Origin of the sequence: Brevundimonas sp., from assembly GCF_041919755.1 — a bacterium.
Taxonomy (GTDB): Bacteria; Pseudomonadota; Alphaproteobacteria; order Caulobacterales; family Caulobacteraceae; genus Brevundimonas.
On record NZ_JAYRTD010000010.1, the window covers coordinates 66386 to 81374 of the forward strand.

General features: G+C 66.9%; 13 protein-coding genes and 1 pseudogene. 11 read left to right on the forward strand and 3 right to left on the reverse strand.

Translation table 11 applies throughout. The annotated features are described in order from the left end of the window. Positions 1-142 precede the first annotated feature (142 nt). From pstC to phoB, 5 genes are all read left to right on the forward strand, one after another. Complete coding sequence (gene pstC / locus ACE3TH_RS12170; protein WP_374600004.1) at positions 143-1573, forward strand: phosphate ABC transporter permease subunit PstC; 1431 nt, start codon at positions 143-145, stop codon at positions 1571-1573. Beyond that, entirely contained in the window at positions 1566-2861 is a 1296-nt protein-coding gene (gene pstA / locus ACE3TH_RS12175; RefSeq protein ID WP_374600006.1) for a phosphate ABC transporter permease PstA, read from the forward strand. Before pstC ends, pstA begins: the two co-directional genes overlap by 8 nt. Positions 2862-2931: 70 nt before the next feature. Continuing rightward, entirely contained in the window at positions 2932-3729 is a 798-nt protein-coding gene (gene pstB / locus ACE3TH_RS12180; RefSeq protein WP_374600078.1) for a phosphate ABC transporter ATP-binding protein PstB, read from the forward strand. Next, positions 3729-4445, forward strand: coding sequence for a phosphate signaling complex protein PhoU (gene phoU / locus ACE3TH_RS12185; protein ID WP_374600008.1), 717 nt, complete (start codon positions 3729-3731; stop codon positions 4443-4445). Before pstB ends, phoU begins: the two co-directional genes overlap by 1 nt. A gap of 29 nt (positions 4446-4474) precedes the next feature. Further along, positions 4475-5164, forward strand: a complete 690-nt coding sequence (phoB, locus tag ACE3TH_RS12190) for a phosphate regulon transcriptional regulator PhoB (protein ID WP_296169296.1) — start codon at positions 4475-4477, stop codon at positions 5162-5164. A 6-nt stretch (positions 5165-5170) separates the two neighbouring features. Here the strand turns inward: phoB and ACE3TH_RS12195 are convergent, their stop codons facing one another. Then, positions 5171-6580, reverse strand: a complete 1410-nt coding sequence (locus tag ACE3TH_RS12195) for an SLC13 family permease (protein WP_374600010.1) — start codon at positions 6578-6580, stop codon at positions 5171-5173. Between the two features lie 88 nt (positions 6581-6668). On the opposite strand from ACE3TH_RS12195, the gene ACE3TH_RS12200 reads away from it, so the two are divergent. Both ACE3TH_RS12200 and ACE3TH_RS12205 read left to right on the forward strand, forming a co-directional pair. Further along, positions 6669-7508, forward strand: a complete 840-nt coding sequence (locus ACE3TH_RS12200) for a hypothetical protein (protein WP_374600012.1) — start codon at positions 6669-6671, stop codon at positions 7506-7508. A gap of 83 nt (positions 7509-7591) precedes the next feature. Next, positions 7592-9430 carry a gamma-glutamyltransferase family protein gene (locus ACE3TH_RS12205; RefSeq protein WP_374600014.1) on the forward strand — a complete coding sequence of 613 codons (1839 nt, stop codon included), beginning with the start codon at positions 7592-7594 and terminating at the stop codon, positions 9428-9430. On the opposite strand, the gene ACE3TH_RS12210 is transcribed toward ACE3TH_RS12205, so the two are convergent. Continuing rightward, a complete protein-coding gene (locus ACE3TH_RS12210) occupies positions 9424-10407 on the reverse strand; it encodes a hypothetical protein (RefSeq protein WP_374600015.1) in 984 nt (327 codons plus the stop codon). The two genes, ACE3TH_RS12205 and ACE3TH_RS12210, sit on opposite strands and share 7 nt — an antisense overlap. Before the next feature lie 208 nt (positions 10408-10615). On the opposite strand from ACE3TH_RS12210, the gene ACE3TH_RS12215 reads away from it, so the two are divergent. Then, a complete protein-coding gene (locus tag ACE3TH_RS12215; RefSeq protein ID WP_374600017.1) occupies positions 10616-11317 on the forward strand; it encodes a hypothetical protein in 702 nt (233 codons plus the stop codon). Between the two features lie 25 nt (positions 11318-11342). On the opposite strand, the gene ACE3TH_RS12220 is transcribed toward ACE3TH_RS12215, so the two are convergent. After that, a complete protein-coding gene (locus tag ACE3TH_RS12220) occupies positions 11343-12269 on the reverse strand; it encodes an Hsp33 family molecular chaperone (protein ID WP_374600018.1) in 927 nt (308 codons plus the stop codon). A 221-nt stretch (positions 12270-12490) separates the two neighbouring features. Between ACE3TH_RS12220 and ACE3TH_RS12225 the strand changes: the two genes are divergently transcribed. The 3 genes and pseudogenes from ACE3TH_RS12225 (at position 12491) to serA (ending at position 14945) form a co-directional block, all read left to right on the forward strand. Next, complete coding sequence (locus ACE3TH_RS12225; protein ID WP_374600020.1) at positions 12491-12997, forward strand: hypothetical protein; 507 nt, start codon at positions 12491-12493, stop codon at positions 12995-12997. A gap of 55 nt (positions 12998-13052) precedes the next feature. Next, positions 13053-13580, forward strand: a pseudogene (locus tag ACE3TH_RS12230) (HAD-IB family phosphatase); the annotation flags it as partial. Positions 13581-13688: 108 nt separating this feature from the next. Next, positions 13689-14945, forward strand: coding sequence for a phosphoglycerate dehydrogenase (serA, locus tag ACE3TH_RS12235; RefSeq protein WP_374600080.1), 1257 nt, complete (start codon positions 13689-13691; stop codon positions 14943-14945). The last annotated feature ends 44 nt before the right edge of the window (positions 14946-14989 follow it).

A 14989-nucleotide genomic window follows, 5' to 3' on the forward strand; every position in this document is an offset into this window, starting at 1 on the left:
TGCGACGGACCCGTCACAGCCGAGCGGTACGGCGTAACAGAACTGTCACGCAGCCGTCTTAATCCGCTGACCATTCCGGGGCAGGTTCCGCCGCGGACGAACCGGCGGACCGGCGCGTTCCGATTCCCTGTTCCGGACGTCCATGACCTGGCTTTTCCTGCCCATTCTGATCGTCATCGCGGTCGCGGCCTATCTGGCGGCGCGGCGTCTGGCGCGTAGGCGCGGCGAAGGTCAGAACCCGCATTCCCGGCCCGGCCAGCACGGGGCCTATGCCCTGATCTGGACGGCTGTTCCGGCGCTGGTCGTGCTGCTGGGCGTCGCGGTCTTCTCGGCCCCTATGGAGCGGTCATTGACCTTGGCCGGTGCGCCCGAGGCGGTGCAGCAGCTGGAACCCCTTCGCCGCGAGGCCTTCTTTGCCGATGCCCGCAACGTCGGGGCCGGCCAGCCCACAGCTCAAATCTGGCCCGCGCCCTATGCCGAGCTGCTGCCTGTCGAGGGCCAGCGCGCCAAACGCATCGGCCAGACCATCGGCCTGGGCGGCGGTGTCGGTGCCCTGCTGGCGGCCCTGCTGGGCGGACTGTTCGTCTTCAGCCAGATCCGCCCGGCCATGCGCGCGCGCAACCGTGTGGAGGGCTGGATCATCGGGGCCCTGTTCGTCTGTTCGGCCGTCGCGGTGCTGACCACTATCGGCATCATCGGCTCGCTGCTTTACGATTCGGTGCGATTCTTCTCCGAAATCCCGATCGCCAACTTCCTGTTCGGCACCCAGTGGAGCCCGCAGACGGCCATTCGCGCCGACCAGGTCGGCTCGACCGGCGCGTTCGGGGCCCTGCCGCTGTTCGCCGGCACCTTCCTGATTATGCTGATCGCCATGGCCGTGGCCGCGCCCGTTGGCCTGTTCTCGGCCATATATCTGTCGGAATACGCCGGGCCCCGCTTCCGGGCGATGATCAAGCCGGTGCTGGAGATTCTGGCGGGCGTGCCGACCGTGGTCTACGGCTTCTTCGCCGCCCTGACGGTGGGTCCGGCCTTCCGCGCCTTTTTCAACGATCTGGGAGCCATGCTGGTCGGGGGGGCGCTGGACGGGCTGGGGCAGTATCTGATGCTGGTGCAAAACCAGATGGCGCTTGTCGCGGGCATGGTCATGGGCATCATGCTGATCCCCTTCGTCAGTTCCCTGTCCGACGACATCATCAACGCCGTGCCGCAAAGCCTGCGTGACGGTTCGTATGCGATGGGGGCGACCAAGTCCGAGACCGTCAAGCGCGTGCTTCTGCCCGCCGCCCTGCCGGGTGTTGCGGGTGCCATGCTGCTGGCCATGTCGCGTGCGATCGGCGAGACGATGATCGTGACCATGGCGGCGGGCCTGGCCGCCAATCTAACCCTCAATCCGCTGGATACGGTGACCACCGTGACCGTCCAGATCGTGACCCTGCTGACCGGCGACCAGGAGTTCAACAGCGCCAAGACCCTGTCCGCCTTCGGCCTGGGCCTGACCCTGTTCCTGGTGACCCTGACGCTGAACATCGTCGCCCAGCGCATCGTCCAGAAATACCGGCAGCAGTATGACTGACGCGACCCCCACTTCCGCCGATTCTAACGCCCGCACCGACCGTCTGCGCGCGGGCCTGAAGCGCCGCTATGCCCGCGAGGGTCGGTTCAAGCTTTATGGCCTGCTGGCCATCGCCGTGGCAGTCGGCTTCCTGCTGCTGCTGCTCGGCCGGATCATCGAGCAGGGGCATACCGCCTTCTACGCCCACACCCTGACGACGCCGGTCTATATGGACCCGGCCCGGGTCGACCGCGCTTATCCGCAAGGCACCAACTTCGAACTGCTGGTCGCAGAGCAGCAGCTGGCGCGGTTCGGCATCACCGACGATGCGGCCGGCACCAAGGCCCTGGCCATGCGCAGCCTGTTCTCGTCCGAGCTCAAATTCGTGGCCGCAGAGCGCGTGGCCAGCAATCCCAATGTCATCGGCCAGACCCTGCCCATCGCCGCGCCCCTGTCGGATGACGCGGACCTGTATTTCAAGGGCGAGATCAGCCGCGACACCCCGCAGGATCAGCGTCGCCTGACGAACGAACAGATCGACTGGCTGGACCGGATGCAGGCCTCGGGCAATGTCTCGTCGCACTTCAACACCGGCCTGTTCACCAAGGGCGATTCGACCGAACCGGAGCTGGCCGGGGTGCTGGGGGCCATCGTCGGTTCGGCCCTTATGCTGATGATCACGGCGGTCATCGCCATTCCTTTGGGCGTGGGAGCCGCCGTCTATCTGGAAGAGTTCGCGCCGCGCGGACGGCTGACGGACCTGATCGAGGTCAACATCAACAACTTGGCTGCGGTTCCGTCGATCATCTATGGCCTGCTGGGCCTGACGCTGTTCATCAACTGGATGCACCTGCCGCGCGCCAGTCCCCTGGTCGGCGGTCTGGTCCTGGCCCTGATGGCCCTGCCGACCATCATCATCGCCACCCGATCCTCGCTGAAGGCGGTGCCGCCGTCGATCCGCGAGGCGGCCCTGGCCATGGGCGCGTCCAAGACCCAGACGGTGTTCCAGCACACCCTGCCCCTGGCCATGCCCGGCGTCATGACCGGCTCGATCATCTCCATGGCGCATGCGCTGGGCGAGACGGCCCCCTTGCTGCTGATCGGCATGGTCAGCTTCATCCCGGGTATCCCGACCAGTATCGTCGAGCCGACCGGGGCCCTGCCCTCGCTGGTCTATATCTGGGAGAATGCGTCGGAACGCGCCTTCCACGAACGGACGGCTGCGGCCATCCTGGTCCTCCTCACCTTCATGATCATCATGAATGCCGCCGCAATCATCCTGCGTCGGCGCTTCGAACGCCGGTGGTAGTGCTATGAAGTTCAACATTTTTCGCGCAGCCGACGGCACGGAAAGCGCCTCTGCCGCTACCGCGCCCGCGATGAGCGTCCCGCCGGTCGTCCACGGCAGCGCGCCCGTAGGCCCGACCAAGATCGCCGCCCGCAACGTTTCGGTGTTCTATGGCGAGAAGCAGGCCCTTTACGACGTCTCTCTGGACATTCCGGACAAGACGGTCACGGCCCTGATCGGCCCGTCGGGCTGTGGCAAGTCGACCTTCCTGCGGACCATGAACCGCATGAACGACACCATACCGGGGGCCCGCGTCACCGGCCGTATCGAGATGGACGCCGAGGACATCAACGCCCGCGCCGTGGATCCCGTCCTGCTGCGCGCCCGCGTCGGCATGGTGTTCCAGAAGCCCAACCCCTTTCCCAAGACCATCTACGAGAACGTCGCCTACGGCCCGCGCATCCACGGCCTGGCCTCCACCAAGGGCGAGCTGGACGTCGTGGTCGAGGCCTCGCTGAAGCGTGCGGGACTGTGGGAAGAGGTCGCCGACCGCCTGCATTCACCCGGCACCGGCCTGTCGGGCGGTCAGCAGCAACGCCTGGTCATCGCCCGCGCCATCGCGGTCGAACCCGAAGTGATCCTGATGGACGAGCCCTGCTCGGCCCTGGACCCCATCGCCACGGCCAAGATCGAGGAACTGATCGACGAGCTGCGCGAGCGCTACTGCATCGTGATCGTCACTCACTCCATGGCCCAGGCCGCGCGTGTGTCGCAACGCACCGCCTTCTTCCACATGGGCCGCCTGGTCGAAACGGGCGATACCGAAGAGATCTTCACCAATCCGCGCGAACGGCGCACGCTGGACTACATCACGGGACGCTTCGGCTGATGAACCAGCATACCGTAAAAGCCTATGGCGACGAGCTGAACCAGCTGACCGCAGAAGTCGCCCGCATGGGAGGCCTGGCCGAGGCCCAGGTGGCCGATGCCGTCGACAGCGTAGCCCGCCGCGACATCGCCCTGGCCCGCGCCGTCGTGGAGCGCGACGCCAAGCTGGACGCCATGCACCGCGAGATCGAGAAAAAGGCCATCCGCCTGATCGCCCTGCGTCAGCCGGTGGCTTCGGACCTGCGTCGCGCCCTGTCCTCGATGAAGCTGGCCGTCGATCTGGAACGGACCGGCGACCTGGCCAAGAACATCTCCAAACGCGCCCTGATCCTGGCCGAGGGCGAGCCGATGCAGCCCCTGACCCGCTCCATCGAGCGGATGGGCAAGCTGGTGTCGATGCGTCTGCGTGACGTGCTGGACGCCTATGCCGCGGGCGAGGTGGATCGCGCCGTGGCCGTCTGGAACACCGACGACGAGGTCGACGAGCACTACAACAGCCTGTTCCGCGAACTGCTGACCTACATGATGGGCGATCCGCGCACGATCAGCGCCTGTACCCACCTGTTGTTCATGGCCAAGAACCTGGAACGCATCGGCGACCACGCCACCAACATCGCCGAGACCATCTATTACGAGATCACGGGCCAGGAGTTCACCGGGGAACGCCCCCGCTGGAATCCCGAGGACCAGCCGGGCGCCGACGTCGGCCCCAACTAGACGACCCCCGCTAATCCGGAGAAGACGCCGTGCAGCCTTACGTTCTGGTGATGGAAGACGAGGACGCGCTAGCGACCCTGCTGTCCTACAACCTCGAGAAAGAGGGCTATCACGTCGTGGTCGCCTCCGACGGCGAGGAAGGCATGCTGCAGATCGACGAGCGGCTGCCCGATCTGGTGCTGCTGGACTGGATGCTGCCCAAGCTGTCGGGCATCGAGGTCTGCCGCCGCATCCGGGGCAAGGCCGAGACCCGCAACCTGCCGATCATCATGCTGACCGCCCGGGGCGAGGAAAGCGACCGCATCCGCGGTCTGGACACCGGGGCCGACGACTATCTGACCAAGCCCTTCTCCATGACCGAACTGACGGCGCGCATCCGTGCCGTGCTGCGCCGCATCCGCCCCGGCCTGGCCGACGACCGGATCAACCACGGCGACATCGTCATCGACCGCGTGGCTCACCGCGTCCGCCGCGCGGGCAACGAAATCCATCTGGGCCCGACCGAATTCCGCCTGCTGGACCACTTCATGCAGCACCCGGGCCGGGTGTTTAGCCGCGAGCAACTGCTGGATTCGGTCTGGGGTTCTGACGTCTATGTCGAGGCCCGCACCGTCGACGTCCACGTCGGCCGCCTGCGCAAGGCGCTGAACGTCGAGGGCACGGTGAACCCGATCCGCACGGTCCGCTCGGCAGGCTACTCTTTAGATCTGGGCGGCTGACGCCTATCAGAACTGGAAGAAGATCGGGATCGCCACCATGGCCGCGGCCCAGGTGATCAGGTTCAGCGGCACGCCAATCTTGACGAAATCCATGTAGCTGTAGCCGCCCATGTTGAAGACCAACACATTGGTCTGATAGCCGAACGGCGTGGCGAAGGCCGCCGATGCCGCCATCATCACGCAGACCAGGAACGGCCTGGGATCGACGCCCAGGCTCTCGGCCAGGGCCACCGCGACCGGCGTGATCAACACCGCCACCGTGGCGTTGGACAGAAGTTCGGTCGCAAACAGCGTCACGCCGTAAAGCACGATCAAGGCCCCCAGCGGCCCCAGCGGCCGGATGACATCGATCAGCCGCTCGGCCCCCGCCGAGGCCAGCCCCGTCACCTCGATGGCCATGCCGACGACGACCATGCCCGCGATCAGCAGCAGGATTTCCGGCCGCAGGCCGGCATAGGCCTCTTCCGGCGTGATGACGCGCAACAGGATCAGAGCAACGGCTCCGGCAAAGGCCGCCGCCGCGATGGGGACCCAGCCCACGGCAGCGGAAAAAATGACAAGCACGAAGATCGCCATCGAGATTGCCGCAGGCCGCAACCGGAACGGCCGGTCCGCCGCGCCGTACAGGTCCACGTCGCCCAGGTGAGCGTCGCCGGAGCCATCGGCCTGATTGCGGGCCTCGCCCAGACGCGGAAAGCCGAAGGGGATGAGCCGTCGGCGCTTGCGTGCCGCCTCTTCAGCGGCCAGGCGACGAGCCTCCTCCATCTCGGCCTGACGGGCCTGCTCCGCCTCGTCGGCCGCCACCGACCGCCCCAGCTGCCTTGCACCCACGAAGTACAGCCACAGGCCGCCGACGGCCGCGATGCACAGACCCACGGGCGTGATCTCGAACAGGGTGAAGACCTGCTGTCCCGAATTCCGGGCCATGTCGTTGACCAGCAGATTGGTCGAGGTGCCGATCAGCGTCAGCAGGCCGCCCATGACCGTCACATGGCTGAGCGGCATCAGGAACCGCTTTGGCGACAGCTTCAGGGACGTGGCGACATCGCGGATGACCGGCGCGGCCAGCACGACCACAGGGGTGTTGTTCAGGAACCCGCCGACGGACCCGCACAGCGCGATGACCATCCAGATGCCCCGCGCGCCCACCCGCGACGCCAGGGCCGTGGCCTTGCGGATCAGCAGGCCCAGCAGACCGGACAGCTCGATCGCATAGGCGATGACGAACAGGCCGGCCAAGGCGATGACGGCCGGGCTGGCGAATGCCCCCTGAACCTCGACCGGCCGCACGACGCCCATGATGAGCAAGGCGGCCGCACCGGTCAGGGCGACAACATCGGCGCGAATTTTGCCGTATATCAGCGCGCCGACGACGGCGACGAGGACCACCAGGGCGGCAATCTGATCGAAATTCATGCGCTGTGCTGCCCCGGCAGACCCTCGGCGTCAACCATACCGCCGGTGCGGGTCCACACCAAAGCGTCCATCGTGCTAGGGTGGTTGCATGTTTAAGCCGACTGCACGTTATCGCTCCATCCTGCTTGCTCCCGCTTTCGTCAGCCTGACCTTGGGCCTGGCCGCCTGTAACCGTGAGGCTGAAGCCCCGGTCGAGCCTGCTGCTCCTGCGCCGACTCCCGCGCCCATCACGGTAGAGGCTGCGCCCATCGTACTGGATCGTGCCGGATTTCTGGCTGCCGTCGACGCCGCTGTCGCGGCCTATGCGAGCGGCGCCGCTTCTACAGGCCAGGATACCCTTGTGGGGCGCCGCTTCACGATCCGGCAAGCCTTCGGTTGCGGCGGTCCCCTGCCCTCGACGGCCACCGTCAGCGACGGCCTGGCCGGCTGGACAGCCAGCGAGGATGGACAGACGCAGCGCCTCACGTTGACCCCGGCCGACTGGACCCAGACCGCTCTCGTCGCCGGCGAGGAGCCGATCTGGGAAGCGGTTGAGGGGATGTGGCTGACCCGGCCCTGGCTGCGCGCGGAAGCCTGTCCGCAGGTGAATCCCGACCAGGCCCCGACCGGTCCGGCGGCCGTCAGCTCTCCCCAGACGGTCGGTCTGGCCGCCGTCTTCGAGCCGGAGGGATCGCGCCTGGATCGCCGCAATGGCCGGGCCTACAGCTTCACGATCCGCGGCGAGGATGATCAGCCGCCACCGCCGCACACCGGCGGCTATCGTCTGGTGCTGGAAGGTCGGTTCACAGCCTTCCCCGACGGCCGCGCCATTCGCTGCCGCGCAGCCAGCGTCGATCAGCGGCCCGTCTGTATCGCCGCCGTGCAGATGGACCGTGTCGCCTTCGAGGATACGGACGGCAGCGTATTGAGCGACTGGCGGACCGGCTGACGCAGGCGCAGGCGCAACCAAGGCGCTTCACAAGCTGCGCGAACCCTATACGGTCCGAACCCTGATTTCAGGGAGCCTGTAGTATGCGCCGTCGGACCTTTCTCTCGACCTTGCCCGCCGGGGCTTTTCTTGCCGGGGCCAGCGTGGGCCACACGCAGACGCCGGCCCCCGCTCCCGCAGCGCCCCAAGCCCCCGCACCCCGCGCCCGGCCCGCTGACCCCTATGCCGGCATCGGCATCGGCGATCGCAACAGCGGGGTGAATTTCGTCGGGCGCTCGACCGTCTGGGGCGCAAACGGCGCGGCGGCGACGGCGCATCCGACCGCCACCCTGATCGGCATCGAGACCCTGAAGCGCGGCGGCTCGGCCATCGATGCGGCCATCGCCATCAATGCGGCCCTGGGCTTTCTTGAGCCCGTCGCCAACGGCATCGGCGGCGACGCCTTCTGCATGCTGTGGGACCCGGCCCAGCGCAAGGTCGTGGGCTTCAATGGCTCGGGAAACAGCCCGCAGGGGCTGTCGCTGGCGACGGCGCGGTCCAAGGCCGTCGACGGCTATCTGCCGGCCGTCGGCGCGGTAACCGTCAATGTGCCCGGCACGGTCGACGCCTGGTGGAGCGCGCACCAACGCTACGGCAAGCTGCCGTGGAAGGATGTCCTGCTGCCGGTCGCCGAGCTGTGCGAACAGGGCGTGCCGATGCCTCAGTTGATCGCCTGGTATCTGGAGCGGGGCATGGCCGGCTTCGACCGCCGCGCCGCCCTGATCGAGGAAAACGACAACAGGAAGCGGGTCTATGCGCCGGGCGGCCGCACGCCGAAAGTCGGCGAGGTCTTTGCCAATCCAGACCTGGGCCGCACCTATCGCCTCATCGCCGAGGGCGGGCGCGACGCCTTCTATGACGGGCCGCTGGCCGATCAGATGCAGGCCTATTTTCGGCGCATCGGCGGCTGGATGACCCGCGCAGATCTGGCCGCGCACCGCACCGAATGGGTCGAGCCAATCCGCACCACCTATCGCGGCGTCGAGGTCTATGGCCTTGGGCCGAATACCCAAGGGCTGTCGACCAACCAGATCCTGAACATCTGCGAGCAGTTTGACCTTAAGGGTATGGGCTTCCAGTCCGCCGCCAGCATCCACCATCAGGCCGAGGCCAAACGCCTGGCCTTCGAGGATCGGGCCAAATGGTTCGCCGATGCGCGCTTCAGCGAGACGCCGGTCGAATGGCTGAACTCCAAGGACTACGCCATCCAGCGCGCCCGCCTGATCCGGCCCGATCGGGTCATGGACCGCGTCTTCCCCGGCGATGCCCCCACGCAGGGCGACACCACCTATTTCAGCGTGGCCGACAAGGACGGGATGATGGTCAGCTGGATCCAGTCCAACTATCGCGGCATGGGCTCCGGCCTGGTGCCCGACGGCGTGGACGGCCAGACCCTGGGCTTCATGTTCCAGGACCGGGGCGAGCTGTTCTCCCTGACCGACGGCCATCCCAATGTCTATGCGCCGGGCAAGCGGCCGTTCCACACCATCATCCCCGGCTTTGCCTGCAAGGACGGCGAGCCATGGATGGCCATGGGCGTCATGGGCGGCGGCATGCAGCCCCAGGGCCAGGCCCAGATCATCATCAACATGGTCGATTACGGCCTGGACCCGCAGGAGGCCGGGGACAGCCCGCGCTGGCAGCATTATGGCTCGTCCGAGCCGACTGGCCAGCCTGCGGAAGGCGTCGGTCGACTTCATCTGGAAAGCGGCGTGCCCGAGGCGACTAAGCGGGCGCTGGAGCAGATGGGCTGGGTGCTGGGCCCGCCCGACGGCGGCTTCGGCGGCTATCAGAACGTGGTGCGCCAGATCAATGAGCGTGGCCCCTGGACCTATGGCGCGGCGACCGAGATGCGCAAGGACGGGATCGCGATCGCCTACTGACGCTCCAGCGCCCGCGCGATCATCTGATCCGCCGTCACACCGCGCGGCGCAAAGGCGATCGCGGGCCAGTCGGGCGAGACGCGGTCCAGGGCCAGCATGATGCCCAGGCCGTGATCCTGGCTCCACTGTGTCTGCCCACCCCGGATGAAGCTCGTGGCGTCGCCAGGCGACAACCGCCCGCCGCGCGGGTCGGTCAGCCAGGTCCAGGCGGCCCAGTTGCCGGTGCCCTCCAGCGTCAGGAAGACATCATCAGCCTCCGCATAGACGGTGTCCGCGCCGGTGAACCAGCGTGCCCGGCGTTCGGCCATCCGCTTCGCAGCCTGCGCCAAGCCCACCCGCGCTGCATCATCGCCCGAAGCCGTCGCCGCGCGGTAGAACAGATCACGCTCGGCCTCATAAGCGGAGGCATAGCCGGGTCGCGCGCCGAACCGGTCCTGAACGATGTCGTCATCGGCATCCTGGGGCAGGCCGCGCGTCAGCAGGTTGTCGACCCTCCGCCCCAGACCGACCCCCTGCTGGGTATGAGCGAACTCGTGCATGAAGACGACCATGGACAACAGCCGCCAGTCCCGCGGCTCCGAGCCGTTGGCCTGCCACAGAGACGGCAGGGCCATGATGAAGAACATGCCCCCATCCGACGTCGGCGAAGCGAATGCCAGCCGAGATGCGGGCACAGACGAGCCGTCGGGCAGGGCCACCTGTCCCGCATGGGCGCTGGCTCTAGCGCTGTAGCGGCGCAGGCCGACCCGGAAATCGCCCCGCGCGCTCGGCGTCAGCGTATAGGCACACCGCGCATCGAAAAGGGTGATGACGGGCGTCACCGGCTGGGCGATGCGCAGCCGCTCGCGATCAAGCCGATCCCAGGCCCCCAGCGCCTGCGCGGTCCAGCTGCGCACCTCGCCCGCGAACCGGCACGGCGGTAAAGGCTCCGCCATCGGAGCGGCGGACAGGGTCAGGGCGGACAACAGGCTCAGCATCATGGCCCGCCTTAATGTGCGATGACCCCGGTCGGTTCAAATGAACTCGCGGTCACGCGTCGGCCACAATCTCACCCATCGATAGGGATGAGCAGCGCTGGCTGAAGGATGGAGGACAACCATGATTGCACTGCTTGCTGCGGCCTTGCTGTCGACTCCGACGACGTGTGCGCCTCCTGAAGGCTCGGATGCCCTTTGGCGAGACGATGTGCGTTTCGTGGCTGTTGGCGAGATGCACGGCACCAACCAAGCTCCATCGGCCTTCGCGGAATTGGTTTGTGAAGCCGCGAAGCGAGGGCCTGTAGCAGTGGCGCTGGAGTTTCCTGTCCAGATGCAGCCCGTGTTCGATGCCTTCATGGCCGAGCCCGACGCGAACAAGGCGCGCGACCGTGTCCTTGCCTACGAATATGGGCCGTTCCGTTTTCATGATGGCCGGGGCAGCGAGGCGATGCTGGCCATGCTTCAGCGATTGCGCGTTCTCCAGCAGACCGGTGCTGACTTGCGCGTGCTGGCCACTGTTCCAGACAGTCCTCGCGTGCCCGGCTTTACCCAGTCTCATGCCGAACTGGATCGTGCGCACCTATGGTCGGTCGCAGCTCGCGCCGCGCCCGACCGTCGGATGATGATTCTTGTGGGCAGCGTCCATGCAGAAAAGGCACGACGCGTCGGCTCGCCGCTGGGCCTGCCCGCCGCGGCTCACTTTCGCCCGGAGGAAGTGCTGTCGCTTTTCGTGGCCCAACAAGGTGGGGAGGCGTGGACTTGCGTCGATGACTGCGGCGTCCATCCGGTAGCCGCCGCCGAGCCCGCTCGACAGCGCGGAATCGTCATGGCGGCGGAAGCAGACGGCACGTTCGACGGCTATCTCGCCCTGGGCCCGACAACCGCATCGCCGCCGGTGTCCCGACCCTGACTGCGCTAGCGGCAGTTCAGCCGCTTCAGCCCGCCACCACCTCTGCCGGCTCCAGCTCATAGACCGTCGCGCAGTATTCGCAGGTCACCCGGATCTTGCCGTCGGGCTCGACCATGTCGGCGCGTTCCTCCGGCGTGAAGGACGTCAGCACACTGGCGATGCGGTCTTTCGAGCAGCGGCATTCGGCCACCAGGGCCCGCGCATCCTCCAGCCGTACGCCGTCCTCGTGGAACAGGCGAAACAGCAGGGTTTCGGGGGTGATGGTCGGGTCCAGCAGTTCGTCGTCGGCCAGGGTATGGAACAGGGCCCGGCTGCGATCCCACGCTTCCTCGGTGGACCCGCGCGCCTCGTCGCCCGCGATCAGCTGGATCAAGGCCCCGCCCGCGCGCCAACTGCGACCCGCCTCGGTCGAGACCTCGCCCACGGCCAGACGCACCTTGGTCGGAATCTGTTCGGACTGCTGGAAATAGTGTTCGGCGGCCAGCGACAGGCTCTCGCCCTCGATAGGGGTGATGCCCTGGGTCCGCTCGAAGTCGGGACCGCGATCCAGGGTCATGACAAATACCCCCTGCCCCAGCAGCGCCCGCGCGCCGGGACGCACAAAGCCTTGCGAGGCCGCCGCCACCTCGTCGGCGTCGAACCGGCAATACCCGCGCATCCGGCCGTCGGTGTCATAGTCGGCCACGACATAGCGCACCGGCCCGTCGCCCTGGGCTTGAACGATCAGACGGCCCTCGAACTTCAGGCTGGACCCCACCAGCGCGGCCAGCGCACAGGCCTCGCCCAGCAGGGCCGCGACAGGCTCGGGATAGTCATGGGCGGCAAGTATGGTGTCGATGGTATCGCCCAGTCGAACCAGACGGCCGCGCACGGGCCAGCCCTCGATCTGAAAGGCGGCGGCCAGGTCGTCGCGGACGGGCGAAACGGCGGTGTGGGGCGCGTGATCGGTCACGACGGCTCCTTTGGTCGAGAACGGCAAATGTCGGAAGGACGCCAAGATAGGAAGACCCGGCGGCAAACGTAAGGCCTGCCGCATCGCAACGGTTTTCATGCCGAAAACCTTGACCATATCGGGGAACCTCTTTCCGCGTGGTTCGCTCTTGCTGCAACGCGGAACGGGCGTTTCGCGAGTTTCGACGTCCCAGGCGTCGCCCACGAAAAGGCAGACATTTCATGGACCAGCAGTTTTCCCCCCTCGACGAAATCCGCAAACATCCGGGCATCACCGGCGGCGTGGTCGCCGTGCTGGCCGGGATCGGCATCGCCGCCATCCTGCTGAACCAGCGCTCGGGCCCGACGCGCTACGAGCGTCTGCGCGAGCGGTTCGATCCGCGCGGCTGGATCGACACCGACGGCCTGCGCGGGCGCTTCGGCGGCCTCGCCGACACCGTGCGCAGCACCCTGTCCGACGCCGGCGAACGCGCTCACGAATTCACGGACGAGGCGCGTCACCGCTCCAGCCGCTGGTTCGACGATACGCGCCGCAGCTCGCGCAAGGCCCTGAAAAAGCACGGCAAGATGGCCCGCCGCTATGCCAGCGACGCCGGTCACTATGCTCGCGATCACGCCAAGGAGGGTGGGGCCATTCTGGCATTGATCACCGTAGCCGCCGCCATCGCCGCTGCCGCCTATGACACCCGGCAGCCCGACAGCAAGATCCGCAAGCTGGGCCGTTTCTAGAGCCACGGCGACCTGAGCGGTTGCTGCACTTGCGAAGGTGAGACAAGGTCGCGGGATGGCCGATCCCGCGACCCTTATTTTTGACTTCGATTCGACCCTCGTCCGCATCGAGACTGTCGAAGCCCTGGCCGACATCGCCCTGGCCAATCATCCCGAGGCTGATGCGATCCGCGCCGAAGTCGCGCGTCTGACCGACCAGGCCATGAGCGGCCACATCGGGTTCGGCGACGCGCTCCAGGAGCGGCTGGCTTTGCTCCCTCTCACCCGCGACCACGTTCAGATGCTGGCCGACCGTATCCTTGACGAGGGCACGCCGTCGGTGAGGCGGAACCTTCGCTTCTTCCGCGAGAATGCGCACCGGATCGTCGTGCTGTCCGGCGGCTTTCGGGAGGTCATCGCCCCTATCGCCGAACGGTTGGGGATCGCGCCGGAACGGGTCCTCTGCAACGACCTGAAATATGACGCCACGGGCCGGGTCACCGGCGTGGACGAGGCCAACCCCCTGGCGCACGCCGACGGCAAGCCCAAGGTCATTGCCGCCCAGAATTTCCCCCGCCCCATCATCATGGTCGGCGACGGTTGGAACGATGCCGAGGTCAAGCTGGCCGGGGCCGCCGACCGCTTCTATGCCTATACCGAGATCGTCCGGCGCGAACGTGTGGTCGAGGTGGCGGATGCCCAGGCCCCATCGATGGACGAACTGCTGCATGCCGAGGGTCTGGCAGGACGCTGGTCCTATCCGCGCAGTCGCATCCGCATGCTGCTGCTGGAGAACATCCACCCCGCCGCCGTCGATCGGTTGGAGGAGGCCGGCTATTCGGTGGAGACCCGCAAGGGCGCGCTGGACGAGGACGACCTGATCGCAGCGCTGAAGGGCGTGCACGTCCTCGGCATCCGCTCCAAGACCACGGTCAGCGCGCGGGTCCTTGAACAGGCGGACCGGCTGATGGCCGTCGCCGCCTTCTGCATCGGCACCAACCAGATCGATCTAGAAGCCGCCTCGGCGCGCGGGGTCGCCGTCTTCAACGCCCCCTATTCCAACACGCGCAGCGTGGTCGAACTGGCCATCGGCCTGACCATCGCCCTGATGCGAGACGTGGCCGACAAGTCCGCCGCCATGCATCGGGGCCAGTGGAACAAGTCTGCCGACGGCGCGCGCGAGTTGCGCGGCAAGACCCTGGGCATCGTCGGCTATGGGGCCATCGGTTCGCAGCTGTCTGTCCTGGCCGAGGCGCTGGGCATGCGGGTGATCTTCCATGATCTGTCGGAGCGACTGGCGCTAGGCAATGCGCGGCGCATGCGCTCTCTGGAGACTTTGTTGGCCGAGGCTGACGTCGTGTCGTTGCACGTCGATGGCCGGGCCGGGAACACCCACCTGATCGGCGCGGCCCAGTTTCAGGCCATGAAGCCCGGTGCCCTGTTCCTGAACCTGTCGCGTGGGCATGTGGTCGACATCGGAGCCCTGGCCCAGGCGATCGGCGCGGGCCGGATCGGCGGGGCGGCGCTGGATGTTTTTCCCGAAGAACCCCGCACAAATGCCGATCCGTTCGACAGCCCGCTGATGGGTCTGAAGAACGTCATCCTGACCCCCCACATCGGCGGCTCGACAGAGGAGGCGCAGGAGGCCATCGCCGAATTCGCGGCCGAACGACTGCTGGGCTATTTGAACCGCGGCGACACCACCTTCTGTGTCAACCTGCCCAACGTCCAGCTGGCCGAGGTGTCGGGCGCGCACCGCATCCTGCACATCCACACCAATCAGCCGGGCGTTCTGGCCGAGCTGAACCGCGAGCTGACCGCCGCCGGTCTGAACATCCTCGGTCAGCATCTGAAGACGGACGAACGCACCGGCTATGTCATCACCGACGTGGACCGCGACTACGATCCCGAAGCGCTCCGTGCCCTGAAGAGTGTTGCCGGAACGCTGCGCTTTCGCATGTTGCACTGAAAGCTGACGCAGCGGCATCTTGCGTCCTGCGCGAACGGGCGCAC

Excerpts from the sequence above, each read along its gene's own strand:
- pstC (WP_374600004.1), top strand. The coding sequence starts at position 143 with ATGACCTGGCTTTTCCTGCCCATTCTGATCGTCATCGCGGTCGCGGCC.
- pstA (WP_374600006.1), top strand. The coding sequence starts at position 1,566 with ATGACTGACGCGACCCCCACTTCCGCCGATTCTAACGCCCGCACCGAC.
- pstB (WP_374600078.1), top strand. The coding sequence starts at position 2,932 with ATGAGCGTCCCGCCGGTCGTCCACGGCAGCGCGCCCGTAGGCCCGACC.
- phoU (WP_374600008.1), top strand. The coding sequence starts at position 3,729 with ATGAACCAGCATACCGTAAAAGCCTATGGCGACGAGCTGAACCAGCTG.
- ACE3TH_RS12195 (WP_374600010.1), bottom strand. The coding sequence starts at position 6,580 with ATGAATTTCGATCAGATTGCCGCCCTGGTGGTCCTCGTCGCCGTCGTC.
- ACE3TH_RS12200 (WP_374600012.1), top strand. The coding sequence starts at position 6,669 with ATGTTTAAGCCGACTGCACGTTATCGCTCCATCCTGCTTGCTCCCGCT.
- ACE3TH_RS12205 (WP_374600014.1), top strand. The coding sequence starts at position 7,592 with ATGCGCCGTCGGACCTTTCTCTCGACCTTGCCCGCCGGGGCTTTTCTT.
- ACE3TH_RS12210 (WP_374600015.1), bottom strand. The coding sequence starts at position 10,407 with ATGCTGAGCCTGTTGTCCGCCCTGACCCTGTCCGCCGCTCCGATGGCG.
- ACE3TH_RS12225 (WP_374600020.1), top strand. The coding sequence starts at position 12,491 with ATGGACCAGCAGTTTTCCCCCCTCGACGAAATCCGCAAACATCCGGGC.
- serA (WP_374600080.1), top strand. The coding sequence starts at position 13,689 with ATGGACGAACTGCTGCATGCCGAGGGTCTGGCAGGACGCTGGTCCTAT.